Source organism: Candidatus Poriferisodalis sp. (genome assembly GCF_965215815.1).
Taxonomy (GTDB): domain Bacteria; phylum Actinomycetota; class Acidimicrobiia; order Acidimicrobiales; family Poriferisodalaceae; genus Poriferisodalis.
Window position 1 is genome coordinate 636188 of the sequence record NZ_CBDCEO010000012.1, and the last position, 13712, is coordinate 649899.

The window sequence follows — 13712 nt, forward strand, 5'->3', positions numbered from 1 at the left end:
CGGCCCATGAGCTCACCGCGCTCTGCGATTCCAATGCCGGTGCAGCGCCTGGCCTCCGAGATCGGCGGAACCCATGTTGCGCCGTCGGGTCGCCACGCCGACGACACGCACGGTGGAACCGCGCTCGTGCACGGCATCACCCACGACAGCCGCTCAGTCGCGCCCGAAATGCTGTTCTGCTGCGTTGTGGGTCGGCACCACGACGGTCACGCGTTTGCGTCTGAGGCGATCACGGCAGGCGCCGCTGCGCTGATGGTCGAGCACGTCCTCGACGTTGGTGTGCCCCAGATTGTCGTGCCCAGTGTGCGAGGTGCGCTGGGTCCTGCTTCAGCTGCGGTATGGGGCCAGCCGTGGCGTCGCTGCGCGGTCGTCGGCGTTACCGGGACCTCTGGCAAGACCACGGTGGCGCACGCGATCGGCGCCATCGCACGCGCTTGCGGCACCTCATGCGAGGTGATGGGCACCCTGGTTGGGCCGCACACCACGCCGGAGGCGCCAGAGGTGTGCCGACGCCTCAGCGAAGCCGCAGATGCGGGAACTGAGATGGTCGTGCTCGAAGTGTCATCGCACGCGCTCGCACTCGGGAGGGTCGACGGTGCCAGCTTCGCGGCCGGTGTCTTCACCAACCTGAGTCATGAGCATCTCGACTTCCACATCACGATGGAGGACTACTTCGACGCCAAGGCGCGACTCTTTGACGGCCGCAGCAAGATCGCAGTGGTGAACGTGGCCGACGCCTGGGGTCGCCGGTTGGCAGCCATAGCCGCTGGTACAACCGGCACAGTGGTCGAATGGCAGCCCTCCGACGTCGAGGACGTCACCGTGAGCGCCAATGGGCTGGGCGGTCGATGGCGCGGCCGGCCGGTCCGGTGCGGACTGCTCGGACGATTCAATGCTGCGAACGTGGCGGCTGCAGCCGCAACAGCGAGCGCGCTCGGATTCGACAACAGCGCCATCACACCCGCGATCGCCGCTGTGGAGCCAGTGCCAGGGCGTTTGTGGCCCGTGAACGGTCCCGGCGACGACATCACCGTCTTGGTCGACTATGCCCACAAGCCCGAGGCCCTCGCCGCGGCACTGGCGAGTGCTCGCGAATTGGGTGGTCCCGATGGCCGTCTCTGGACGGTCTTCGGTGCGGGTGGCGATCGTGATCCATCCAAGAGGGCACCCATGGGCGCCGCAGCAGATCGCCACGCGGACGTGCTGGTCCTGACTTCCGACAACCCCCGCAACGAGGATCCCGCCGACATCGCAGCGGAGATCGCCGCTGGTGCCAGCGGGCGACATGACACCAGCGACGGGCTGCACGTCGAGCTCGATCGGTCCCGGGCCATCTCGCTTGCCATCGAGGGTGCGAGGGCCGGGGACGTCATCGTGGTGGCGGGGAAGGGTCACGAGACCACCCAGGTGACCGCAGGACGCTCCATGCCGTTCGACGACGCAGTCGTCGCGGCCGACGCACTGCAGATTCGCAGGAGTGCGAAGCGATGATCGCCCTGCTCATCGCATCCAGCTCCGCGATGGTCGTATCGCTCATCGGCACTCGCTATCTCGTGCCGTGGCTGCAGGCACGCGGCGTCGGCCAGCCGATTCGCCTCGACGGTCCCCGAGGGCACATCACGAAGGCCGGCACGCCGACAATGGGAGGCGTCGCAGTCGTGGCTGCGGCTGTGGTGGGCTACGTGGTCAGTCACCTGCGCGCCGGAACGGTCATGACGCGCTCGGGCATCGTGCTGCTGGCGGCAGTCAGCGCTGCGGGCCTCGTCGGCTTGGCCGACGACTGGATCAAGGTGAGCCGTGAGCGCAACCTGGGGTTGAACAAGCGGGCCAAGCTGATCGGCTTGACCGCAGTGGGCGTCGGATTCGCGGCTGCGTCAGTGTGGTGGGTGAACCTCGACCTGGCGATTGGCTTCACTCGGCTGAGCGGAAACGCACTGCGAACCCCCGCCGCTGTGTGGATCCTGTGGGCTGTGCTCATCATTCTGGGCACTTCCAACGCCGTGAACCTGACCGACGGCCTGGACGGCCTTGCCGCAGGCGCCGCTTCAGTGGCCTTCGCCGCATTCGTGGTCGTCGGCTACTGGGCATTCCGTCACCCGATCTCCTATGACGTCAAGCACCCGCTGGACCTCGCCATCGTCGCTGCCGCCATGGCTGGTGCCTGCGTGGGTTTCCTGTGGTGGAACGCACCGCCAGCGAGGATTTTCATGGGCGACACAGGCTCGCTGGCCATCGGCACCGCCATGGGCGGGCTCGCGATGCTTCTGCACGTAGATCTGCTGCTGCCGGTCATCGGCGGCCTGTACGTCATCGAGACAGCGTCGGTCATCGTCCAGGTCGGCTCGTTCCGGTTCTTCGGCCGCCGCCTGCTCCGGATGGCCCCCATACACCATCACCTCGAGTTGGGCGGGTGGCCAGAGACCACCGTGCTCATCCGCCTCTGGGTCGTGAACAGCCTGCTCGTGGCCGTCGCGCTCGGCCTCTACTACGCCGACTTCTTGAGTCTTGACCTGGTCGAGCTGCCGTCAGGCTCGCTGTGACCGCCCAGCATCTCCCCGGCGCCCGCCGCCCGATGCCCGACGCCCTGAGTCCGCACGACGGACCAGTGCTGGTCGTCGGCATGGGCGTGACGGGATGCGCGGTGGCAACGGCGCTGCGGGCCCGAGGTCACGAGATCATCGTGGCTGACGACCGTCCCGACGCGGCCGCCGCGAGGGTTGCCTCCGCAGGGCTCGCTTCCGTGGAGATCCACGACTCCACCGATCGCGGTCTGCTCAGCGCTCTGGTGTCGAACGCTGCCGCTGTAGTCCCCTCTCCAGGAGTGCCGCCACGGCACCCCTGTTACACGCTTGCCGATGCGGGTCGGGTGCCGGTGGTGAGCGAACTGGATCTGGCGGCACAGTGGGACAACCGCCCGCTTGCCGCAATCACGGGTACGAATGGCAAGACGACGGTCACGGTGCTCACCGAGCGAATGCTGAACCGGAGCGGCATCAGTGCGCTCGGCGCCGGGAACACCGATGTTGCCTTGGTGGATGCGATCGACCGAGACGTCACAACCTTCGTCGTGGAGGCCTCGTCGTTCAGGCTTCACCGAGCCCAACGCTTTGCCCCTGCTGTGGCCGCATGGCTGAATCTGGCACCCGACCATCTCGACTGGCATGTCGATCTTCGGGACTATGCCGCTTCCAAGGCGCGAATCTGGGCCGCCCAAGGCCCCCACGACGTCGCGGTGGTGCCGTTCGACGATCCCGACGTCGAGCCATGGACGTCGGGGATCCGTTCACGCCGTGTGACATTTGCGACGCCTCAGTCGCTCGATGCGGCCTGCGATGTGCGCTACGAGCACGGTGTCCTGATGGCGCGTCACACAGCGCTCGTGGCAACTGCGGAACTGCCGCGGCGTCGGCCCCACGACCTGTCGAACGCCGCGGCAGCAGCGGCGATCGCACTGGAGATGGGGGCCTCTGCGGAGGCCGTGGCGGCTGAATTGCGCTCGTTCGACGGTCTGCCCCACCGACTCGCGCTCGCAGGGCGAATCGGGGATGTGAGCTTCCACGACGACAGCAAAGCGACAGCGCCTCATGCCACCGTGGCCGCGCTCCGGGGATTCTCCGATGCGGTCCTCATCGCGGGAGGGCGGAACAAGGGCCTCGATCTCGATGATCTCGCTGCGGTGGCTGCCCATGTGCGCGGTGTCATAGCGATCGGCGAGGCTGCCTCCGATGTGATCGCCTGTTTCAGCCGACCCGCGTACGGTCAGATCGAGCTCTCCGGGGCGGGGTCGATGTCCGAGGCCGTGGAAATCGCCTACCGGATGGCCCAACCGACCGGAGATGTCGTGCTGTCACCCGGATGTGCTTCGTTCGACTGGTACTCGAGCTACCGCGAACGGGGCGAGCACTTCATTGCAGCCGTGTCAGATCTCGCTTCGCGCCTTGGCCCCCAGACCTGCTCCGGAGACCTGCGATGAGCCGCCTGGATCTTCCTCGCGCGCAATCGGGACCTTCGGTGCGGTACGCCGCACTCCTGTCCGCAGTTTTCCTGCTGCTCCTCACCGGGGTGGTCTTGGTGCTGTCCGCTACCTCAGCGACCGGAATCGACTCACCCGACCGCCCCTTGCAGTACTTCACACGACATCTGTGGTCGGTGGCCATCGCCGTGGGCGTGCTGCTGGCGACGCTCGGCATCGACTACCGGCGCTGGCGGTGCCTGGCAATGCCTCTTGTGGCCCTCAGCGTGGGTCTGCTGATCGTCGTGCTGGCAGTGGGCAAACGCTCGGGCGGTGCTCGTCGCTGGATCGAAATCGGACAATTCAGTATTCAGCCGTCGGAGATCGCGAAGCTGGCCCTCATCGTTGCGATGGCCGCATTCCTGGACGCTCGCAAGGATCAGATCCATCGTCCCGATCGGATCCTGCGCCCGGCGATGCTCCTGCTGACCGCTGGCTGTTCCCTCGTGCTGCTGCAGCCGGACCTGGGGACCACGCTGATCATGGCCGGCATCGGCGTCGGGATGCTGTTCGTCGCAGGCCTGCCGGGCCGGGACCTCGCCAAGATTGCCCTGATAGTCGGAGTTGCAGCGCCCCTGCTGGCGTATGCGGCGCCGTATCGCCGAGCGCGCCTCGCGGGCTTCCTCGATCCGATCTCCGAGCGTGCCTCAAGCGGCTACCAGACGTTCCAGAGCCTGGTCGGCCTGGCACAGGGCGGACTGCGCGGCACCGGACTCGGGCAAGGCCAGGCGAAGTGGGGATGGGTGCCCAATGCCCCCACCGATTTCATCTTCGTCATCGTTGGCGAAGAGATGGGACTTCTTGGCGCACTGGGGCTCCTGACGCTGTTGGGAGTCGTCGGCATCGGCGGTTTCCGGACGAGTCAGAAGGCGCCTGATCTCTTCGGCTCGCTGCTGGCCGCCGGCATCTCGATCTGGTTTGTGCTTCAGACGCTGGTGAACGTCGGCGGTGTGGTTGGATTGCTGCCGGTGACCGGTGTGACCCTGCCATTCCTCTCTTTTGGCGGCACCTCTTTGGTGGTCACCTCAGCGGCCGCAGGGTTGCTGCTGAACGTGACCCGGCGGTCCGACTGAGCCGTGCCCGCACGCGACAGAGCCCCTGGCGCACCAAGCGTGCTCATCGCCGGGGGCGGAACTGCCGGACATCTCATGCCGGGACTGGCCGTGGCCGCCGCTCTGACTGAGCGCGGGTGGCCGGCGGGCGCGATCCATTTCGTCGGCAGCACCAGGGGAATGGACGCACAAATCGTTCCGGCAGCGGGCTTCGGTCTGACCGCACTTGGCGGCCGAGGCCTCACTGCGAGGCGAATCAACCTGACGAATGCACTGGCGGCCGCGGGCTTGGCCTGGGCGACGTTGCGCGGCATCGCGCTCATCGCAAGACGCCGACCTGCCGCTGTGCTGTCGCTCGGCGGCTACGCCGCTCTGCCCGCGACGGTCGGCGCCGTGATTTGGAGAGTGCCGTTGGTGATCGCAGAGCAAAATGCTGTCGCCTCGGCAACCAACCGGCTTCTGGGTCGCTTCGCACGGGCGGCTGCAGTGCCAGTACACGGAACCGGCTTGCGGCGCGAGGTGGTGACGGGCAATCCCGTGCGCTCCGAGGTCACCCAGGCAGCGCTCGAGGCGGACGACGCCCGCACCCGGCTTGGCTGGCCCACTGATGCCACGGTCATCGTGGTGTTCGGCGGCTCGCTGGGTTCTCTTCGAATCAACACCGCCGTGTGGTCGGCGCTGCCGTCACTGCGCGGCCGCGACGGTGTATTCGTGTATCACGTCGTAGGCAAACGAGATTGGGATGACCGCCCGCCGCACCCAGCGCCGCGACCCGACGGTTCGGAGGTCACCGAGTGGTACCGAACTGTGCCTTTTGACGAACAGCTGCCCTTGGCGCTGGCTGCAGCTGACCTGGCGATCTGCCGTGCCGGAGCCTCCACCGTGGCCGAGCTGTCGGTGATCGGCACCCCGGCGGTGCTTGTGCCATTGCCCATCGCAACCAACGACCATCAGCGCCGCAACGCCGAGCACTTGGTGTCGATCGGTCAGGCACGCGTGGTGCCCGATGCTGAGCTCGATGCGCAGCGGATGCTCGCCGAGATCGACCTGATGTCCGAACTCGGCGGCGCCAGGGGGGTTGAGGGGGGAACAGCAGCTGCCCCCGCTGCGACCTTCGGTCGTCGAGACTCTGCAGAACGAGTCGCACAACTCGTGATCGAGCACAGCTCGGTGGTCCCGGGCTCTGTCGTGACGAGGCAGCGCTCGCCCAAGGAACCCACATCGTGACCAGGACCCAGCCCGACCTCACCGAATCTCGCAGCATCCACCTGGTAGGGGCTGGGGGTGCGGGAATGAATGCGATCGGGCTGGTGCTCACCGAGATGGGTCATACCCTCAGCGGCAGCGATCTGAGACCGGGCCCGGGAATGACGCGGCTCGCCGCCCACGGAGCACGAACAGCGATTGGCCACGACGCCATCAATGTGGGCTCCGCAGACATCGTGGCGCATTCGAGCGCTGTGCCCTCGAACAATGTGGAGCTCTCCGAAGCTCGGCGCCGGGGAATACCGGTCCTCAGTCGAGCCGAACTGCTCAGCCAGATCTGTCAACGCAAGAGGACACTGGCGGTCGGAGGGACCCATGGCAAGACGACCACGTCGTCAATGCTGGCGCTCTGTCTCGTTGCGGCCGGAGAGCACCCGTCGTTCTTGATTGGCGGCGAAGTCAACGAGATCGGCTCGGGCGCCGTCTGGGACATGGCGGGGGAGTGGTTCGTTGTCGAGGCCGACGAGTCCGACGGAACGTTCCTCCAACTCGGCGCCGACGCAGTGCTCGTGACAAACATCGAGCCCGATCACCTTGATCACTACGGCAGCTTCGACGCGCTCACCGGGGCATTCGAGCGATTCTGCAGCAGCGCGAACGGGCCGCGCGTGGTGTGCGCCGATGACCCACAGGCCGCCGCGATGGCAGAGCGCGTCGGCGGCTGCGTGACGTACGGAAGATCTGAGCAGGCGAAATACCGGATCATTGGCGCACGAAGCTCGCGCAGCGGTGCAGAGTTCGAGTTGTTCGCGGACACCACCTTGATCGGGCACTGCGAACTGCCGCTGCCTGGGTTGCACAACGTCACGAACGCCGCTGGTGCGCTGGCCGCAGCACTCGAACTCGGCGCTGCAGCTACACCGATGATCGAGGCACTGGGGCGCTTTGCGGGTGTGGCCAGGCGGTTCGAACGGCGGGGCGAGCGCGATGGCATCTCGTTCATCGACGACTATGCGCACCTTCCCGCTGAGGTGAGGGCCGCGATCACTGCGGCTGGCAGCGGGGACTGGAATCGCATCGTTGCGGTTTTCCAACCCCATCGCTACTCGCGGATCGCGGCGTTGTGGCAGGACTTCGCGGACTCATTCGGAGGCGCCGACCAGTTGGTCCTCACCGACATCTACCCCGCCGGCGAGGTGCCACGGCCTGGCGTGTCCACAGAACTTGTGCTCGGCGCCGTTCTCGACTCGCATCCCTATGCGTCGGTGGCGTATCTCCCGGGGCGGGTTGAACTGCGGTCGTACCTGCGTGCGAACCTGCGAGCCGGCGACCTCTGCCTCACCTTGGGAGCGGGAGACCTGACGACGCTCGCAGATGAGCTGCTGCATGCCCACTGAGCGATGGTCCGATCCCGATGCGGTCCGACGAGCTGCAGCAGCCTTGGGCGACGAAGCTCGCATCGATGCACCGTTGGGCTCGATCACCACGTCGCGAGTCGGAGGCCCTGCTGCGGTTGCATTCGTGGCCAATGGCCTCGCCGACCTGCAACGGGTGCGAGAAGCCGGCGCAGCCTCCGGGCTGGAAATCCTCGTTGTCGGACGAGGATCGAACCTGCTGGTCGCGGACCGGGGTTTTGAAGGAATCGCACTGCTGCTTGGAGATGCCTACAGCACCATCGAATTCGATCAGGCGAACGCCACGGTCTGCGCTGGTGCAGCGGTGGCGTTGCCTGTGCTCGCGCGCCAATGCGCCGCGGCAGGGATCGGCGGGCTCGAATGGGCTGTGGGAGTCCCGGGTTCTGTTGGCGGGGCCGTGCGCATGAACGCAGGAGGGCATGGCAGCGACATTGCGTCCTGCCTGATTGACGCCGACATTGCCGACCTGGGAGGCCCCTCAGCACCTCCAGTGCGCCAGCCTCGCCCCGTCGATGCTCTCAATCTGGGCTACCGCCGCAGTGGCTTGACGAACCGCCATGTGGTGCTGAGCGCGCGATTGCAAGGGCACCGTGCACTTCCCTCAACAGTGACCGACCGGATCGCGGAGATCGTCCGCTGGCGCAGAGAACACCAGCCGGGCGGCCAGAACTCCGGCTCGGTCTTCATGAACCCGACTGAAGAATCCGCAGGGGCACGCATCGATCAAGCAGGGCTGCGCGGCTTGCGTATCGGCACGGCCGAGGTCTCACGCCTGCACGCCAATTTCATCGTTTCGGACCCCGGCGGAACTGCAGCCGATGTCGTCGCGCTGATGGCCGAAATCCGCCGCCGTGTCGCGGATTCGTCGGGCATCGCGCTGCAGCCCGAGATCCGCATGGTGGGTTTCGGTACCGCACCGATCCCTACCTGAACGTGCCGGCTGAACCTGCGGAAGCCCCCGTACCTCCACCGAAGGGCCCCAAGCGTTGGCTGATCGGAGTTGCGCTCACGGCGCTCGTGCTCTCGATCGGCACGATCATTCTCGCCGCAGGCACGTTTGAGGTCGATCGGATCCATTTCGGCGATCTGCATCGAGTGAGTTACGACGAGGCGTACCGGGCAGCAGGCATTCGCGCCGGTGACTTCATGGCAACGTTGGATACCGGACATGGAGAGCAATCGCTCGAGGAACTGCCGTGGATCGCCGACGCTCGGATCCGGCGGCGATGGCCCGCAACGGTGGAAGTGGACGTTGTCGAGCGAACCGCGGTGGCGTTGGCGCTCGCCGCACCCAGCAGCTGGGTGCTGATCGATATTGAAGGCCGAATCCTCACATCACCGCTCGCAGCCCCACCCGAACTGCCGCGGTTGTCGGGGATTTCCGCAGCGCCGGAACCAGGCGGCTACCTCGCCAGCGATGCTGACGCCCTGCTTGGGGTCCTCGACGCAGCGCGCGGCCAGCACGGTTTCGCGGTCGTTGCGTTGTGGCGTGACGGGCGCGGGGACGTGCGAGCACGTGTCCGACAACAACCGGGTGGTGTCGTGTTCGAGGTGGCGTTGGGGAACGAGTCGGCGATCGGTGCGAAAACGGCCGCAATTGCCGCAGTCATCTCCGATCTCGAGCACTCAGATGACATCCTCGATGTATCGGTTCCGCATCTCCCGGTGCTCCGCAGAGCCAACTGATCCCGCAGGTCATTCCATGCGGCGGGTCTTGCCCATCAACAGAGGCATCGGTATTGTCATAGATTGCGCTATTTTTCCTAGGAGGTGCTTGCCGACGACACGATTGGTGTCGTCGGCCGGCCAGCAAACGCGAGGAGCCCTGTGGCCTCACCACAGAACTACGTGGCAATCATCAAGGTGGTGGGCGTCGGCGGCGGTGGCTCGAACGCCGTCAACAGGATGATCGATGTCGGCCTTGGCGGCGTCGAGTTCATTGCCATCAATACCGACGCTCAAGCGCTACTGCTGAGCGACGCTGATGTCAAGCTGGACATCGGTCGTCAACTGACGCGCGGACTTGGAGCGGGGAGCGACCCCGAGATCGGCACCCGGGCGGCCGAGGAACACCGGGATGAGATCGCAGAAGCAATGCAGGGCGCGGACATGGTGTTCATCACCGCCGGGGAAGGCGGAGGCACCGGAACTGGTGGTGCGCCGGTCGTCGCAGAAATCTCCAAGGAAGTTGGAGCACTGACCATCGGCGTGGTCACCCGCCCCTTCGCATTCGAAGGCAAGCGCCGTCAGATCCAGGCTGAGCAGGGCATCGAACGGCTCAAGGAACGAGTCGACACCTTGATCGTGATCCCGAACGACCGGCTGTTGACGGTGGCGAACGAGCACACGTCGATCATCGATGCCTTTCAGATGGCCGACGACGTGCTGCGCGAGGGGGTGTCCGGCATTTCTGGCCTCATCACGACTCCGGGCCTCATCAACACCGACTTTGCAGACGTCAAGGCGATTATGGCCAACGCCGGCACGGCCCTGATGGGAATCGGCCGTGCACATGGCGAGAACCGATCCAAGAACGCTGCTCGCCAAGCAGTGTCGTCATCGCTGCTCGAGGAGTCCATCGAGGGAGCCCGCGGCATCTTGCTGAACATTGCCGCCGGACCCGAATTGGGACTGTTCGAGGTCAACGAGGCGGCGGAAGTGATCCGCGAGGTGGCACACGCCGAGGCCAACATCATCTTCGGCACGGTGATCGACGACTCGCTCGGAGAAGAAATCCGTGTCACCGTCATCGCGGCGGGCTTCGACCGTTACGCGCCGTCTCGCTCCGGAGCCAGCACCCTGGGCGACTACGCAAGCTCCGAAGAAGCTGACGACTTGACCGACCCATTCGGCGACCTCGACGAGGACGACGAATCGTTCGACGTACCGAGTTTCCTGCGGTGACGCCCGGGGCGAGGGTGCATCCCCGTCGAACGACGGCACCGCGATGCCGCGCGTTGGCGTGGCCACGCGGCTGCGGAACGGCGTAAGCCGAACGGGTCGGCACTGCGAATGCTGACACTGCGCCGGCGCAGCGGGGCCAGCACGGTGCGCATCGCCGTCACTGAACGCAGCGACGGCGACTGCGCCCCCCTGGTGGAGCTCGGTCCCAGCACAGTCACCGTCCTCAAGCAGACCCACGGCACCCACGTCGTCCGGGTTTCCCATCCTGGAGAGCATCGCGGCACCAGCGCCGACGCTGCGTGGACGATGACGTCAGGAGCGACGCTCGCAGTGCGCACAGCGGACTGTGTGCCGATCGCGCTGTACGGGACAGATGCGAGCGGTCGTGGTGCTGTCGCGACGGTTCACGCGGGATGGCGCGGTCTGCTCGGCGGCGTTGTCGAGACGACGCTCGCTGAACTCGGTCGCCACGGGATCCGCCACATCCGTGCGGTCGTCGGGCCTCACATCTGCCGCCTGCACTACGAATTCGGGCCCGATGAACTCGACGCTGCAGTGAGTTCCTTCGGCCCCTCGGTGGCCAGCAGGACTGCGTGGGGAACGCCGGCGCTTGACCTTGGCGAGGCTGCCCGGCGGACGCTTCGCAGCGGGGGAGCGATGATCGACACCGAGCTGGGACGCTGTACGGCCAGCGATGGCCGCTACTTCTCGCACCGGACGCGTGCCGAGAAGGGCCGGACTGCGCTCCTGGTCTGCCTGGACGCCGACGGAGCAGGAGACGAGTCCGGTGATTGACGCCGAACAGGTCGGCCAACGCATCGAACGCGTCAAGCACCGGATTGCTGACGCCGGGGGCGACCCAGCTCGGATCGGCATCGTGGCCGTGACGAAGGGATTCGACGCCTCTGCAATCGACGCCGCGGCAGCTGCCGGCCTGGGAATGATCGGCGAGAATTATGCCCAGGAACTGCAAGGGAAGTGGGATCAGCTGCTGCCCGAGACCAGGAGCACGATCGACGTCCACTTCATCGGACGGCTGCAGTCCAACAAAGTGCGACAGCTGGCAGATGTGGTGCATCTGTGGCAGAGCGTGGACCGGACACGGCTCATCGAACAGATTGCACGGCACAGCCCCCGAGCCGCGGTCTTTGTGCAGCTCGATGTGAGCGGCACTGCCACCCAGGGCGGTTGCCCGCTCTCCGAGGCTCCGTCGCTGGTTGCTGCCGCCCGCCAGTCCGGACTCGATGTTGGGGGCTGTATGGCGATCGGGCCTCAAGGCACGTCATCACAGATCGAAACAGCCTTTACCGAGGTCGCCCGATTTGCGGATCGCCACGATCTCGAGCACCGCTGCATGGGAATGAGCGCTGACCTCGAGGAAGCAATCCGGGCTGGCTCCACGATGGTGCGTATCGGGACCGCCCTGTTCGGCAATCGACCGCCGCGGGTCGCCTCTACGCGGGGTGCCTGACGGCAACTTGGCGAGTCGGTACTCTTTGCAACCGAGACAGTCTCCAATCGAGGCTGCCGTTGTTGAGGTGCTGCATGGCTTCGTTCATGAAGCAGGCGATGAGCTATCTGGGCCTCGGGCCCGACGACAGCTATGCACCGTCGGCCGAGCGCGCCCTGCCGGGCGAAATGCCGGCGGCGGTTGCTTTCGCCGAAAAAACCAGCCAGAGCGGTGTCACGGTGGTCGAACGACCACAATCGGCAACACCGCACTCGGGGGCGTCCCCACCGCCATCGGCTGTACGCCGCGTGTCGACATCGGCAGCACAGCCGTTCGTGCTCATGCCCCGCATGTTCGACGATGCGCAGCAGATCGGCGACCGCTTCAAGCGTGACCAACCGATCATCCTGAACTTGCAAGGACTCGACCGCGACACAGCACGTCGGCTGCTGGATTTCGCCAGCGGCCTATGTTATGCCCGCGATGGAGAGATGCGAAAGGTTGCCAATGCCGTCTACATGCTCGTACCGGCAAATGTCGTCGTGAACGACAGCGAGCATCAAGCGGTTCCCACAGAGGGCGTCGACCACTGAAACGCTCTGGCGCGGGCCACCTGGCCGAACGATGAGAGGCCTGCTGTGCACGCTGACGAATTTGTACGTCTTCGCGGTCTTCGCTCGCGTCCTGTTCAGCTGGATCCCGCTTTCCCCGGACAGTCCAGTGATGGTGGTGCGGACCTGGTTGGTGCGGATTACCGAGCCGGTCATGGGTCCGCTTCGGCGGGCACTGCCTGCGGTGCGATTGGGCCGAGTTTCGCTGGATCTCTCGCCGATCGTGCTGATCATCGGATTGCAGGTGCTCGTGTCCGGCGTGCTGCTGCGCTGTTGAGACGCTGGTACATTCCGCGCCATGGCGAGCCCGACACCCCTACCCGTCGATACCCCCAGCCCCGAAGGCACTGGTGTGCTCGAGAGCCTCGGTGCACAGATCGCGTCTCTTGCGGCACAGGTCATTGAGATCGACCAGCGCATGACCAGCGTGGAATCGGGATCGCCATCGCGCCCCGTGGAAGTTCAGCTCTCGCCCGAGACCGTCGCACAGATCGCCGAGGCTCTTGGGGCGCTTCAGGCAGCCGGCAGTCAAGCGCTGGATGACGTCTTCAAGTCAGCGACTGACGATCTCACCGATGCGCTGTCGGGTCTCGTGCGGGCCGAGATCTCCAGGTCGCTCTCCGACGCTGGCTACAACGTTGACGTCATCGAAGCCGCAGAACCCGATGCTGCGACCCTGCTCGTCGAGGTCGGCCCCGATGACCAAGCCGAAGAGGATTTGGCCGACCACAACCTGCCTGAGGTAGAACCTGTGGCGGCGTCCGTGCGCTCTGGGCCCGGGCCGGCGGCCATGCCGTCGATTGTCGCACCGCTCGTCGGCAGGTCAACTGGAGTTGCTGACCGGACTGAGGCCGCCTACGAATCGATCCGCGAAGCAAGCTCCGGGTTCGATGATGACGACGTTGACGATGACGACGTTGACGACGTTGACGATGACGACGTTGACGACGAAGATTTCGTCATCGATGCCGACCGGCCGCCGCTCTCGCTCGCTGAGCTCGACGATCCCTTCCTGGATGCGCTGATTCGCAAAGAACCCCTGTCGGCCTAGGAGACAGCCGG

14 protein-coding genes are annotated in these 13712 nt (G+C 65.8%); all 14 read left to right on the forward strand.

The genetic code is table 11. The features are described 5' to 3' along the window. The first annotated feature begins 6 nt into the window (after nt 1–6). The 14 genes from ACOOHB_RS04840 to ACOOHB_RS04905 all read left to right on the forward strand — a co-directional run bounded on the left by ACOOHB_RS04840 (nt 7) and on the right by ACOOHB_RS04905 (nt 13701). Nucleotides 7–1491 carry a UDP-N-acetylmuramoyl-L-alanyl-D-glutamate--2,6-diaminopimelate ligase gene (locus ACOOHB_RS04840; protein ID WP_420443680.1) on the forward strand — a complete coding sequence of 495 codons (1485 nt, stop codon included), beginning with the start codon at nt 7–9 and terminating at the stop codon, nt 1489–1491. After that, a complete protein-coding gene (mraY, locus tag ACOOHB_RS04845; RefSeq protein ID WP_420443681.1) occupies nt 1488–2540 on the forward strand; it encodes a phospho-N-acetylmuramoyl-pentapeptide-transferase in 1053 nt (350 codons plus the stop codon). Before ACOOHB_RS04840 ends, mraY begins: the two co-directional genes overlap by 4 nt. After that, on the forward strand, nt 2537–3973 hold the full coding sequence (gene murD / locus ACOOHB_RS04850) for a UDP-N-acetylmuramoyl-L-alanine--D-glutamate ligase (protein ID WP_420443682.1): 1437 nt from the start codon (nt 2537–2539) through the stop codon (nt 3971–3973). Before mraY ends, murD begins: the two co-directional genes overlap by 4 nt. Then, nucleotides 3970–5085 carry a putative lipid II flippase FtsW gene (ftsW, locus tag ACOOHB_RS04855; protein ID WP_420443683.1) on the forward strand — a complete coding sequence of 372 codons (1116 nt, stop codon included), beginning with the start codon at nt 3970–3972 and terminating at the stop codon, nt 5083–5085. Before murD ends, ftsW begins: the two co-directional genes overlap by 4 nt. A gap of 39 nt (nt 5086–5124) precedes the next feature. Continuing rightward, the gene (locus ACOOHB_RS04860) at nt 5125–6291 is read left to right on the forward strand and encodes a UDP-N-acetylglucosamine--N-acetylmuramyl-(pentapeptide) pyrophosphoryl-undecaprenol N-acetylglucosamine transferase (protein ID WP_420444660.1); all 1167 of its coding nucleotides are present in this window, start codon (nt 5125–5127) and stop codon (nt 6289–6291) included. Continuing rightward, a complete protein-coding gene (murC, locus tag ACOOHB_RS04865) occupies nt 6288–7667 on the forward strand; it encodes a UDP-N-acetylmuramate--L-alanine ligase (protein ID WP_420443684.1) in 1380 nt (459 codons plus the stop codon). Before ACOOHB_RS04860 ends, murC begins: the two co-directional genes overlap by 4 nt. Beyond that, nucleotides 7657–8616, forward strand: coding sequence for a UDP-N-acetylmuramate dehydrogenase (gene murB / locus ACOOHB_RS04870; RefSeq protein ID WP_420443685.1), 960 nt, complete (start codon nt 7657–7659; stop codon nt 8614–8616). Before murC ends, murB begins: the two co-directional genes overlap by 11 nt. 2 nt (nt 8617–8618) lie before the next feature. Beyond that, nucleotides 8619–9371 (forward strand): cell division protein FtsQ/DivIB, encoded by a 753-nt coding sequence (locus ACOOHB_RS04875; protein ID WP_420443686.1) that lies wholly within the window; start codon nt 8619–8621, stop codon nt 9369–9371. Between the two features lie 141 nt (nt 9372–9512). After that, nucleotides 9513–10589, forward strand: a complete 1077-nt coding sequence (gene ftsZ / locus ACOOHB_RS04880) for a cell division protein FtsZ (RefSeq protein ID WP_420443687.1) — start codon at nt 9513–9515, stop codon at nt 10587–10589. Between the two features lie 108 nt (nt 10590–10697). Then, complete coding sequence (locus tag ACOOHB_RS04885) at nt 10698–11384, forward strand: polyphenol oxidase family protein (RefSeq protein ID WP_420443688.1); 687 nt, start codon at nt 10698–10700, stop codon at nt 11382–11384. Then, nucleotides 11377–12060 carry a YggS family pyridoxal phosphate-dependent enzyme gene (locus ACOOHB_RS04890; protein WP_420443689.1) on the forward strand — a complete coding sequence of 228 codons (684 nt, stop codon included), beginning with the start codon at nt 11377–11379 and terminating at the stop codon, nt 12058–12060. The genes ACOOHB_RS04885 and ACOOHB_RS04890 overlap by 8 nt, the downstream gene beginning before the upstream one ends. A 74-nt stretch (nt 12061–12134) precedes the next feature. After that, nucleotides 12135–12632: a cell division protein SepF gene (locus ACOOHB_RS04895; protein ID WP_420443690.1), complete on the forward strand. Its 498-nt coding sequence runs from the start codon at nt 12135–12137 to the stop codon at nt 12630–12632. A gap of 31 nt (nt 12633–12663) precedes the next feature. Next, a complete protein-coding gene (locus ACOOHB_RS04900) occupies nt 12664–12927 on the forward strand; it encodes a YggT family protein (protein WP_420443691.1) in 264 nt (87 codons plus the stop codon). Between the two features lie 21 nt (nt 12928–12948). After that, nucleotides 12949–13701, forward strand: coding sequence for a hypothetical protein (locus ACOOHB_RS04905; RefSeq protein ID WP_420443692.1), 753 nt, complete (start codon nt 12949–12951; stop codon nt 13699–13701). Nucleotides 13702–13712 lie beyond the last annotated feature (11 nt).

What these genes read in the sequence shown, in the direction of transcription:
- ACOOHB_RS04840 (WP_420443680.1), top strand. Translation starts at nt 7, where the DNA reads ATGAGCTCACCGCGCTCTGCGATTCCAATGCCGGTGCAGCGCCTGGCC.
- mraY (WP_420443681.1), top strand. Translation starts at nt 1,488, where the DNA reads ATGATCGCCCTGCTCATCGCATCCAGCTCCGCGATGGTCGTATCGCTC.
- ftsW (WP_420443683.1), top strand. Translation starts at nt 3,970, where the DNA reads ATGAGCCGCCTGGATCTTCCTCGCGCGCAATCGGGACCTTCGGTGCGG.
- murB (WP_420443685.1), top strand. Translation starts at nt 7,657, where the DNA reads ATGCCCACTGAGCGATGGTCCGATCCCGATGCGGTCCGACGAGCTGCA.
- ACOOHB_RS04885 (WP_420443688.1), top strand. Translation starts at nt 10,698, where the DNA reads ATGCTGACACTGCGCCGGCGCAGCGGGGCCAGCACGGTGCGCATCGCC.
- ACOOHB_RS04895 (WP_420443690.1), top strand. Translation starts at nt 12,135, where the DNA reads ATGGCTTCGTTCATGAAGCAGGCGATGAGCTATCTGGGCCTCGGGCCC.
- ACOOHB_RS04900 (WP_420443691.1), top strand. Translation starts at nt 12,664, where the DNA reads ATGAGAGGCCTGCTGTGCACGCTGACGAATTTGTACGTCTTCGCGGTC.
- ACOOHB_RS04905 (WP_420443692.1), top strand. Translation starts at nt 12,949, where the DNA reads ATGGCGAGCCCGACACCCCTACCCGTCGATACCCCCAGCCCCGAAGGC.